General features: G+C 72.9%; 9 protein-coding genes. 8 read left to right on the forward strand and 1 reads right to left on the reverse strand.

The window, feature by feature from the left end; translation table 11 throughout:
* Positions 1-10: 10 nt before the first annotated feature.
* Positions 11-688 carry a GntR family transcriptional regulator gene (locus tag SZN_RS12755; RefSeq protein WP_007494935.1) on the forward strand — a complete coding sequence of 226 codons (678 nt, stop codon included), beginning with the start codon at positions 11-13 and terminating at the stop codon, positions 686-688.
* A 70-nt stretch (positions 689-758) separates the two neighbouring features.
* Here SZN_RS12755 and SZN_RS42495 read toward each other — a convergent pair whose 3' ends face one another.
* A complete protein-coding gene (locus SZN_RS42495; RefSeq protein WP_244313340.1) occupies positions 759-1,169 on the reverse strand; it encodes a DUF4231 domain-containing protein in 411 nt (136 codons plus the stop codon).
* A 572-nt stretch (positions 1,170-1,741) separates the two neighbouring features.
* On the opposite strand from SZN_RS42495, the gene SZN_RS12765 reads away from it, so the two are divergent.
* The 7 genes from SZN_RS12765 (at position 1,742) to SZN_RS12795 (ending at position 10,254) form a co-directional block, all read left to right on the forward strand.
* On the forward strand, positions 1,742-2,923 hold the full coding sequence (locus tag SZN_RS12765; protein ID WP_007494938.1) for an ROK family protein: 1,182 nt from the start codon (positions 1,742-1,744) through the stop codon (positions 2,921-2,923).
* Between the two features lie 247 nt (positions 2,924-3,170).
* On the forward strand, positions 3,171-4,691 hold the full coding sequence (locus SZN_RS12770) for a sugar ABC transporter ATP-binding protein (RefSeq protein WP_043730299.1): 1,521 nt from the start codon (positions 3,171-3,173) through the stop codon (positions 4,689-4,691).
* Entirely contained in the window at positions 4,688-5,707 is a 1,020-nt protein-coding gene (locus SZN_RS12775) for an ABC transporter permease (RefSeq protein WP_007494941.1), read from the forward strand. Before SZN_RS12770 ends, SZN_RS12775 begins: the two co-directional genes overlap by 4 nt.
* Positions 5,708-5,724: 17 nt before the next feature.
* Positions 5,725-6,762, forward strand: a complete 1,038-nt coding sequence (locus SZN_RS12780) for a substrate-binding domain-containing protein (protein WP_007494943.1) — start codon at positions 5,725-5,727, stop codon at positions 6,760-6,762.
* A 559-nt stretch (positions 6,763-7,321) separates the two neighbouring features.
* A complete protein-coding gene (locus SZN_RS12785; protein WP_007494945.1) occupies positions 7,322-8,614 on the forward strand; it encodes a Gfo/Idh/MocA family protein in 1,293 nt (430 codons plus the stop codon).
* Positions 8,615-8,629: 15 nt separating this feature from the next.
* Positions 8,630-9,628 (forward strand): sugar phosphate isomerase/epimerase family protein, encoded by a 999-nt coding sequence (locus tag SZN_RS12790; RefSeq protein ID WP_007494947.1) that lies wholly within the window; start codon positions 8,630-8,632, stop codon positions 9,626-9,628.
* A gap of 266 nt (positions 9,629-9,894) precedes the next feature.
* Positions 9,895-10,254: a hypothetical protein gene (locus SZN_RS12795; RefSeq protein WP_007494949.1), complete on the forward strand. Its 360-nt coding sequence runs from the start codon at positions 9,895-9,897 to the stop codon at positions 10,252-10,254.
* Positions 10,255-10,283: the final 29 nt, after the last annotated feature.

Below are 10,283 nucleotides of genomic sequence, written 5' to 3' on the forward strand. Positions count from 1 at the left end.
AGGGGAACCGATGTTGTCGACAGGACTGCCGCAGGGTGCGGTACCCAAGCTCGAACGGCCCGGCCCGCTGCGCGACCGTGTCTACGAGGCGCTGCTGGAACTCATCACGACGCGCGCGCTCCAACCCGGTCAGCATCTGGTCGAGAGTGAACTGGCCGGTCATCTCGGGGTGTCGCGCCAGCCCGTGCGCGAGGCGCTCCAGCGGCTGAACACCGAGGGATGGGTCGATCTGCGGCCCGCACAGGGCGCGTTCGTGCACGAGCCGACCGAGGAGGAGGCCGACCAGCTCCTCACCGTCCGCACGCTGCTGGAAGCCGAGGCCGCCCGGCTCGCCGCGGCCCGCGCGGACAGCGCCGGCATCACGACCCTCGAACAGCTGTGCGCGCAGGGCGAGGAGGCCGTCGCCGCGGACGACGTGGACACGGCCGTCGCGCTCAACGCACGGTTCCACGCCAAGATCATGGAGCTGGCAGGCAACACGGTCCTCGCCGAACTCGCCGCCCAGGTCGACCGCCGTGTGCGCTGGTACTACACGCCGGTCGCCCGCCAGCGCGGCCACCAGTCCTGGATCGAGCACCGCGGGATGATCGCCGCCATCACCGCTCGTGACGAGCCGCGCGCCACCCGGCTGATGCGGGACCACACCGAGCACACCCGCCGCTCCTACCACGCCCGCCAGCAGGGCTGACGCGCAGCGCGCCACGGGGCTCGCGCGCGGTGTTCAGGACCGCGACGCGCGACGGCCGCCCCGGAACGGCTCAGGGTGGCGTGGTGCCGGTCGTGTCCGCGCGGGGCGTGGCCAGCTGGGTCCAGGTGCCCATCTCGCGCTGTTCGATCCGGGTGACGCTCGCGGCCAGGGCCTGGTCGCGGGTCTCCCGGTCGGCGTACGGCCGCGCACCCGTGTGGTACAGGCGGCGTTCGGCCTCCACCGCCTCGCGGGCCTCGCTGAAGCGGACGTAGTCCTCCTGCCAGTGGAAGACCGAGCGCAGCCCCGTGATCACGACGACGACGGCGCCCAGCACGGCGGGTATCTCGGCGTTGGTGGCCGTCAGCGCCGCCGTGACCGGGATCGCGGCGGAGGCGAGCAGCAGCAGCGTCTCGGACAGCCGGAAGGCGCGGCGGGCCTTCATGGCGGCGGTGCGGTACCAGTCGTACGAGCCGTTCGCCACGCGCAGGGCATAGCCGGCGCCGGGGTGTGCGCCGGGGTCCGGGTCGGCGGCTCCGGGCTCCGGGGCGGCGACGGTGGCGCCCGGGTCGGCGCCGGTCCGTGGTGCGGGGAGTGGTGGGGGTGTGGCCGCCGGCCGGGGTGTGGTGTCCGGCGGCGGGGCCGCCGCGTCCGGCGGGGGAGTGGCGTCCGGAGACGGACCCGCGTCCCGGGAAGGGCTGGGCGCCGGGGTGTCCGCGCGGGTGCTCCGCGACGGGACCGGCTCACCGGCCGAGGATCCCTGAGCCATCCGTGCTCCCCCCACCGCAGTCCTTCGGGCAGGGAGAGCGTAGCCAACACGGCCCCGTTCCAAGCCCCTTGACGTGAATCCGTGGTCCCGCGAAGGGCGCTGCGGGCCGGCGTGGCGGTGACACGCCCCCTCTTTGTCCTGTGAGTGGGAAAAGTTGAGCACAATCTGTGCGCAACTTCTTCCCACTCCCGGCAACCGCTGCTACGTTCCCCTCGAAAGCAGGTCACCCCGGTGGCCGGAATCAGGCGTGACAGGCCGAACGAGGCGGGGAGGGGCTCGTGAGACGGATGACGGCGCGACCCGCGAACGCCCATCAGGCCAGGCTGCTCAAGCTGTTGCGCGACGGCGGCCCCAACTCCCGTGCCCAGCTCGGCGATCAGATCGACCTCTCACGGTCCAAGCTGGCCGTGGAGGTGGACCGGCTGCTGGAGACGGGCCTGGCGGTGGCCGACGGACTCGCCGCCTCGCGCGGCGGACGCCGTTCGCACAACATCCGGCTCAATCCCGAACTGCGCTTCCTCGGCGTCGACATCGGCGCGACCTCGGTCGACGTCGCCGTCACCAACGCCGAACTGGAGATCCTGGGCCATCTGAACCAGCCCATGGACGTCCGCGAGGGACCGGTCGCGGTCTTCGAGCAGGTCCTCTCCATGGCGGCCAAGTTGAGGGCCACCGGCCTCGCGGAGGGATTCGACGGCGCCGGCATCGGCGTCCCGGGTCCGGTCCGCTTCCCCGAGGGCGTCCCGGTGGCCCCGCCCATCATGCCCGGCTGGGACGGGTTCCCCGTACGGGAGGCCCTCAGCCAGGAACTGGGCTGCCCCGTCATGGTCGACAACGACGTGAACCTCATGGCGATGGGGGAGCGGCACGCGGGCGTCGCACGCTCCGTGGGCGACTTCCTCTGCGTCAAGATCGGCACCGGTATCGGCTGCGGCATCGTCGCGGGCGGAGACGTCCACCGCGGTGTCACCGGCAGCGCGGGCGACATCGGGCACATCCAGGCCGTGCCCGAAGGCCGCCCCTGCGCCTGCGGCAACCGGGGCTGTCTGGAGGCCCACTTCAGCGGGGCGGCCCTCGCCCGGGACGCCGTGGAGGCGGCCGAGCAGGGGCTGTCGGAGGAACTCGCCGCCCGGCTGGCCGCCAACGGCACCCTCACCGCCGTCGACGTCGCCGCGGCCGCCGCCGCGGGCGACGCCACCGCCCTCGCCCTGATCCGGGAGGGCGGCAACCGGGTCGGCCAGGTCATCGCCGCACTCGTCAGCTTCTTCAACCCCGGCCTGGTGGTGATCGGCGGCGGGGTGACCGGCCTCGGCCACACCCTGCTCGCCGCGATCCGCACTCAGGTCTACCGCCAGTCGCTGCCCCTGGCGACCGGCAACCTGCCCATCGTCCTGGGCGAGTTGGGCCCCACCGCCGGAGTCATCGGCGCCGCCCGCCTGATCAGCGACCACCTGTTCTCACCCGCGTAGGCACCCGCTCCGCCCTTCCACCCGCGCACGTACCCGGTCCGCTCCCCGTCCGCACAGACATCCGCTCGACCTGGTCGGCCCGCACCGCCCGCCGCTCCGCCCCGGCCTGAAATCGGCCCAAGCGCATCCGCGTTCCGCTCCTCCCGGCAGTCGAGACGGGTCCTCGCGCACCGCCCGCTGCCCCGACCCGCCCTGCCTCGCCCCGCGCTGCCCTGAAACCGGCCCGCACGCCCGCCAGGGGGACCTCATGGCACCAGAACCACCGCTGCTCAGCATGACCACCATCACCAAGTCGTTCCCGGGTGTCCGTGCCCTCGACGGCGTGGACCTCGACGTCCAGGCCGGTGAGGTGCACTGCCTGCTCGGCCAGAACGGCGCGGGCAAGTCGACCCTCATCAAGGTCCTGGCCGGCGCCCACCAGCCCGACACCGGCAGCATCCGCTGGCGCGGCGAGGAGGTCACCCTCCGCTCGCCGATCACCGCGATGCGCCTGGGCATCGCCACGATCTACCAGGAACTCGACCTGGTCGAGCACCTGTCGGTCGCCGAGAACGTCCACCTCGGCCATGAACCCACGGCCGCCGGATTCGTCGTCCGCGGCAGGGCGGCGCGGGAGGCGACGGCCGCGCTGCTCGCACGGCTCGGGCACCCGGAGATCGCTCCGGGCCGGCTGGTGGGGGAACTGTCCGCCGCACAGCGGCAGATCGTCTCCATGGCACGGGCCCTCTCGCACGACGTACGGCTCATCGTGATGGACGAGCCGTCCGCGGCGCTGGACCCGGACGAGGTCGACAACCTCTTCCGGATCGTCGGGGACCTCACCGCGGCCGGCGTCGCCGTCGTCTACATCTCGCACCGCCTGGAGGAGATCCGCCGGATCGGGGACCGGGTGACCGTGCTCAAGGACGGACGGGCCGTCGCGGGCGGACTCCCGGCGAGGACGACACCGACACGGGACGTCGTGGCGATGATGACGGGCCGCACCGTCGAGTACGTCTTCCCCGAACGGCCCGCGCGGGACCCGGCCGCGGGCGCACCGCTGCTGGAGGTGCGAGGGCTGGCCAGGGACGGGGAGTTCGAGCCCCTGGACCTCACCGTGCGCGCCGGGGAGATCGTCGGGCTCGCGGGACTCGTGGGCTCAGGCCGCTCCGAGATCCTGGAGACGGTCTACGGCGCCCGCAGACCCGATGCGGGCCAAGTCGTCGTGGAGGGACGCCCGTTGAAGCCCGGTAGTGTGCGGGCCGCTGTGCGCGCCGGACTCGGGCTCGCCCCCGAGGAACGCAAGGCACAGGCCCTGCTGATGCTGGAGTCCGTCACCCGAAACGTCTCGGTCTCCTCGATGTCCCGCTTCTCGCGCGGCGGCTGGATCGACCGGGCCGCCGAACTCGCGGCGGCCCGCGCCGCCACCCGCGAACTGTCGCTGCGGCCCGACAGCCCGGCCGCCCCGGTGCGCACCCTCTCCGGCGGCAACCAGCAGAAGGCGGTCCTGGCCCGCTGGCTGCTGCGCGGCTGCCGCGTCCTGCTCCTGGACGAACCCACCCGCGGCGTCGACGTCGGCGCGCGGGCCGAACTGTACGCGGTCGTCAGGCGGTTGGCCGACGAAGGGCGCGCCGTGCTGCTGGTCTCCAGTGAGGTCCCCGAAGTCCTGGGCCTCGCCGACCGCGTCCTGGTGCTGCGCGAGGGCCGGGTCGTCCACACGGCACCCGCGCGCGAACTCGACGAACACCGCGTACTCGACCTCGTCATGGAAGGAAGCCCGGCGTCATGACGCAGCACGCCTCCCCGCCCCGGGACAGCACCGGCAAGGTGCCGTCGGCCGGAGCGCCGCCCGTCCGGCGGAGCCTCATCGCCCACGCGGACGTGCGGATCCTCTCCCTGCTCGGCGTCCTCGCCGCGCTGATCCTGATCGGCGGCATCACCAGGCCGGACGAGTTCCTGGACACCCGCAACCTCCAACTCGTCCTCACCCAGGCATCGGTGATCGGCGTCGTCACCGTCGGCATGACGTTCGTCATCATCTCCGGCGGCATCGATCTGTCCGTCGGCGCGATCGTCGCCCTGGCCTCGGTGTGGGCGACCACGGTCGCCACCCAGGAGTACGGCTTCGCCGGCATCCTCTTCACGGCGGTCATCGTCGGAGTGGGCTGCGGACTGGTCAACGGACTGCTCGTCGCCTACGGGGCGATGGTGCCGTTCATCGCCACGCTCGCCATGCTCGCCTCCGCGCGCGGCCTGGCCCTGCAGATCACCGACGGCAGGACGCAGATCGTCACCCTCCCCTCCGTCCTCGACCTCGGCGAGCGCGACGCGTACGTCCTCGGAGTCCCGCCGCTGGTCATGGTGTTCGCGGTCGTGACGATCATCGGCTGGCTCGTTCTCAACCGCACGACGTTCGGCCGGCGCTCGGTCGCCGTCGGCGGCAACGCGGAGGCGGCCCGCCTCGCCGGCATCGACGTCCGGCGCCAGCGCCTCTACCTCTATCTGCTGTCCGGCCTGTGCTGCGGCATCGCCGCCTTCCTGCTGATCGTCCTGTCGGGCTCCGGCCAGAACACCAACGGCAACCTCTACGAACTCGACGCCATCGCGGCCGCGATCATCGGCGGCACCCTGCTCAGCGGGGGCCGCGGCACCATCGTCGGCTCGGTGCTCGGCGTCCTGATCTTCACCACGATCACCAACATCTTCGCCCTGAACAACCTGCAGAGCGACGTCCAGCAGATCGCCAAGGGCGCGATCATCGTCGCCGCCGTGCTGGTCCAGCGCCGTACCGCGAGCACGACCTGAGGAAAGGGTCCACCGCCATGCCAGAACTCACCAGTCGCAGAGGGCTGCTGTTCGGAACCGCCGCCGTGGGCGCCGGTGCCCTCCTTACGGGTTGCACCAGCAACGAGTCGAGCGACGAGCCGGCCGCGAACGGCCAGCCCGCCGCGGCCGACAAGCCCGGCAAGCCGGTCACCATCGGCTTCGCCGGACCGCAGGCGGACCACGGCTGGCTCAACGCGATCAACGACAACGCCGAGCGCCGCGCGAAGAAGTACTCCGACGTCACCCTGGAGATCACCGAGGGCTCCAACGACACCGCCGCGCAGATCGGCCAGATCGAGACGCTGATCAACAAGAAGGTCGACGTCCTGGTGGTGCTGCCCGCCGACGGCAAGGCGCTCACCCAGGTCGGCCTGAAGGCCATGCGCGCCGGCATCCCGGTCGTCAACCTCGACCGGATCTTCAACACCCCTCAGGCGTACCGCTGTTGGATCGGCGGCGACAACTACGGCATGGGCCTCAACGCCGGCCACTACATCGGCCGGAAGCTCAAGGGGAAGTCCGGCGCCCGGGTCGTGGAACTGGCCGGGCTGGACAACCTGGAGCTGACCAAGCAGCGCACCCAGGGCTTCGACGACGCCCTGAAGAACTACCCGAACATCACGAAGGTGGCCCGCCAGGCCGCCGAGTTCACGGTGGAGTCCGGGCAGGCCAAGATGGCTCAACTGCTCCAGGCCCAGTCGTCGTTCGACGCGCTGTGGAACCACGACGACGACCAGGGCGTGGGCGCCCTGCGCGCCATCGAGCAGGCGGGGCGCGACGGCTTCCTGATGGTCGGCGGCGCGGGCGCGCTCTCCGCCTTCCAGGCCATCAAGAAGGACGACGGCGTCCTGAAGGCCACGGTGCTGTACCCGCCGACCATGGCCGCCTCCGCCATCGACCTGGCCCGTGCGCTGGGCCAGGGCAAGGGCGTCGGCGGCCTGGCCGAGTTCGAGATCCCGGCGTCCCTCACGCTCTACTCGGCGGTCGTCGACAAGGAGAACGTCGACCGCTACATGCCCACCGGCTTCAAGTGAGGCGCCCCCGCCCGACGGCGACGTGGGGGCCGGCGGGCGGGACGGGGAGCGTGCGCGGGACCGGCCCGGGGGAGCCGCTGCCGACCGGCGACCGCCGGTTGGCGGTTGGCGGTCGGCAGCGGGCAGCCGGGGGCGGGGTCCGCTGCGCGGGCGCTGCCGGGTGGCTGGGAGGCGGGGGGTGCGCCGATGCGGCACGCACCTGCGTGGGCGCACCGGTGTGGTGCGCACCTGTGGGGGCGCATCTGCGTGGCGCGCTCCCGCACGAGGGGGCGTACGCCTTGCACCGCCGTTGCCGGGCGTACGCCGTGTGCCCGGACGGGCGTACGCCGTGTGCCCGGCCTGGGGCGTGCGCCCGTGCACCTGCTCAAGGGTCTGCGGGTGTACGCCCGTGCACCCGGCCCGGGGTGTAGGCCGGGTACGCGGTCCGGGGCCCGCGCCGCCCACCTGGCACGAGGCGGGCGTACTGCTCCCGCCGGGACCGTCCGGTGCCGCCGGCAGGCCCCGGCGACGCCCCCGGCCCCACCCCCCACCGCGGCACGACGACTAGGAGGACCATCGGATGGGACAGCCGCAGCAGCCCGACCAGGCGGAGGCGGAGGCCGGGAGCACCGGTTCAGCGAGAACCGGTTCCGGAAGCATCGGTTCAGCGAGTACCGGTTCCGGGAGCACCGGCGCCGGGAAGCCGCCGCTGCGCGTCGGCATGGTCGGCTACGCCTTCATGGGCGCCGCCCACTCGCAGGGCTGGCGGACCGCGGGCCGCGTCTTCGACCTGCCCCGCACCCCGGTCATGGCCGCGATCTGCGGACGCGACGGGGCGGCCGTGCGGGCGGCGGCGGACCGGCACGGCTGGGCCGGCGCCGAGACCGACTGGCGTGCCCTGATCGCCCGGGACGACATCGACCTCGTCGACATCTGCACTCCGGGCGACAGCCACGCCGAGATCGCGCTGGCCGCGCTGGCGGCGGGCAAGCACGTCCTGTGCGAGAAGCCCCTCGCCAACAGTGTGGAGGAGGCCGAGGCGATGACGGTCGCGGCCGAGGAGGCATACGGGCGCGGGCAGTTGGCGATGGTCGGCTTCAACTACCGCCGCCTTCCCGCCGTCGCGCTCGCCCGCGCCATGGTCGCGGAGGGCCGCCTCGGCACCCTGCGCCATGTCCGGGTGACGTACCTTCAGGACTGGCTCGTGGACCCGCACTTCCCGCTCACCTGGCGGCTGCGCAGGGAGGCCGCCGGCTCCGGGTCACTCGGTGACCTGGGCGCCCACATCGTCGACCTGGCCCAGTACCTGGCCGGGGACCGGCTGACCGGGGTGTCCGCGATGACGGAGACCTTCGTCGGCGAACGGCCCCTGCCCGGCCAGTCGGCGCGGGGGCTGTCCGCCGTCCCGGCCGAGGCCGCCACCGGCACGGTCACCGTGGACGACGCCGCGCTGTTCACCGGCCGCCTAGGCCGCGGCGCGCTGGCCTCCTTCGAGGCCACCCGCTACGCCACCGGCCGCAAGAACGCCCTGCGCCTCGAACTCAACGGCGAGCACGGCTCGCTCGCCTTCGACCTGGAACGGCTCAACGAACTCTCCTACCACGACGGCCGGGAGCCGGGCGCGCGCGCGGGCTTCCGCCGCATCCTGGTCACCGAGCCCGACCACCCCTACCTGGACGCCTGGTGGCCGCCCGGCCACGGTCTCGGCTACGAGCACAGCTTCGTCCACCAGGCCCGCGACCTGGTGCACGCCGTCGCGGAGGGCCGGCGTCCCGAGCCCTCCTTCGCCGACGGTCTCCAGGTGCAGCGGGTGCTCGCCGCCGTGGAGGAGAGCGCCGGGAAGAACTCCGTGCACACCCCGATCGCGGTCTGAGGAGGCTGACGCGCAATGCCCCGTACGTTCACGCTGTTCACCGGCCAGTGGGCCGACCTGCCACTGGAGGAAGTCTGCCGCCTGGCACGTGACTTCGGCTACGACGGACTCGAACTCGCCTGCTGGGGAGACCACTTCGAGGTCGACAAGGCGCTCACGGACCCCTCCTACATCGACTCCCGCAAGGCCCTGCTCGACAAGTACGGCCTCAAGTGCTGGGCGATTTCCAACCACTTGGTCGGCCAGGCCGTCTGCGACGCCCTCATCGACGAACGTCACCGCGCCATCCTGCCGGCCGTGATCTGGGGCGACGGGGACCCGGAGGGGGTGCGCCGGCGGTCCGCGGAGCGCATCAAGGACACCGCGCGCGCCGCGGCCGCGTTCGGCGTGGACACGGTGATCGGCTTCACCGGCTCCGCCATCTGGCACCTGGTCGCCATGTTCCCGCCCGCGCCCGAGTCGATGATCGAGCGCGGCTACGAGGACTTCGCCGAGCGCTGGAACCCGATCCTCGACGTCTTCGACGAGCAGGGCGTGCGCTTCGCCCACGAGGTCCACCCGAGCGAGATCGCCTACGACTACTGGACCACCGTCCGCGCCCTCGAAGCGGTCGGCCACCGGCCCGCCTTCGGGCTGAACTTCGACCCGTCCCACTTCGTCTGGCAGGACCTCGACCCGGTCGGCTTCCTGTGGGACTTCCGCGACCGCATCTACCACGTCGACTGCAAGGAGGCCCGCAAGCGCCTCGACGGACGCAACGGCCGTCTCGGCTCCCATCTGCCGTGGGGCGATCCGCGCCGCGGCTGGGACTTCGTGTCGGCCGGGCACGGCGACGTCCCCTGGGAGGACGTCTTCCGGATGCTGCGGTCGATCGGCTACGCCGGCCCGGTCTCCGTCGAGTGGGAGGACGCCGGGATGGACCGGCTCCAGGGCGCCCCCGAGGCCCTGGCCCGGCTGAAGGCATACGACTTCGAGCCGCCCGGCGCGTCCTTCGACGCCGCGTTCAGCAGCTGAGCATCGCTCCTCGGGCTGGTCGGGGACGGGCACCGGACGGCACCGCCGGTCCCCCTCCGGCCTGCCCGGACCCTGCTTTGTCCTGAAGTGGGGGAAAGTTCGGCCGAGTCCGGCGCAAGGGGTGTTCGACCCGGACGGACGCGGTTACCTTCCTTGAAGTGTCCAGGACACAAGCGCCCCGGGGGTGACGGCGCACACCCCGGCGCCCCCACCACACGTCCCGCGCACCCGCCCCGTACGGCCCATTCCGCCCCCGGAGGGACCCCGTGCACCGACGAACCGGACTCCGCCCCAGCCGCACCCCCACACCCCCGGACCCCGCACCCGCCGCCGCCCCGCCCAGCGCCGCCCGTACCCCCGGCGAGCACTCCACCCGTCCGGCCGACATCCGGACCGTCGTCGACGGCGACGGCGGCGGCAAGGGTGAGAGGACCGGCGTCAACGGCGAAAGAGCGGGTGTCAACGGAGTGGGAACCGCAGGCGACTTCGGCGACCGCGACCGCGCTCACACGGCCCTCCGCCGGAGCCCGACCGACGGCGACCCCGGCCCGCAGGACCGCGGCGCCGACACCCGAGCCCCCTTCCACGAGGTCCAGTTGAAGGAACCGCCCTTCCAGGGCCACTGAACGGCGGTGGGCGGGGGACGCCGGACCCC

It is taken from the genome of Streptomyces zinciresistens K42 (assembly GCF_000225525.1).
Lineage (GTDB): Bacteria > Actinomycetota > Actinomycetes > Streptomycetales > Streptomycetaceae > Streptomyces > Streptomyces zinciresistens.